The organism is Streptomyces sp. DH12, from assembly GCF_020873895.1.
Lineage (GTDB): Bacteria > Actinomycetota > Actinomycetes > Streptomycetales > Streptomycetaceae > Streptomyces.
The window spans coordinates 1-394 of record NZ_JAHWGT010001617.1; the positions used below are offsets into that span (position 1 = coordinate 1).

Below are 394 nucleotides of genomic sequence, written 5' to 3' on the forward strand. Positions count from 1 at the left end.
TTCCACCACCACGAGGTGGTCGGGGCGAAGATGACCAAGAAGCGCATGACCGCGCTGAAGTACTCCAACGAGCTGGTGAAGGACGTCTCCCGGCTCGTCGAGCTGCACCTGCGGTTCCACGGCTACGGCACGGGAGAGTGGACGGACTCCGCCGTCCGCCGTTACGTCCGTGACGCGGGGCCGCTGCTCAGCCGGCTGCATCAGCTGACCCGCTCGGACTGCACCACGCGGAACCGGCGCAAGGCCGCCGCGCTCTCCCGCGCGTACGACGGGCTGGAGGAGCGCATCGCCCAGCTGCAGGAGAAGGAGGAGCTGGACTCCATCCGACCGGACCTCGACGGCAACCAGATCATGGAGATCCTGGGCATCAAGCCGGGCCCGGAGGTCGGGAAGG

The 394-nt window shown here is 68.3% G+C and carries 1 pseudogene; it reads left to right on the plus strand.

From position 1 onward, the window contains the following. Positions 1-394 (plus strand): annotated as a pseudogene (locus LPA54_RS41370) (CCA tRNA nucleotidyltransferase); the annotation flags it as partial.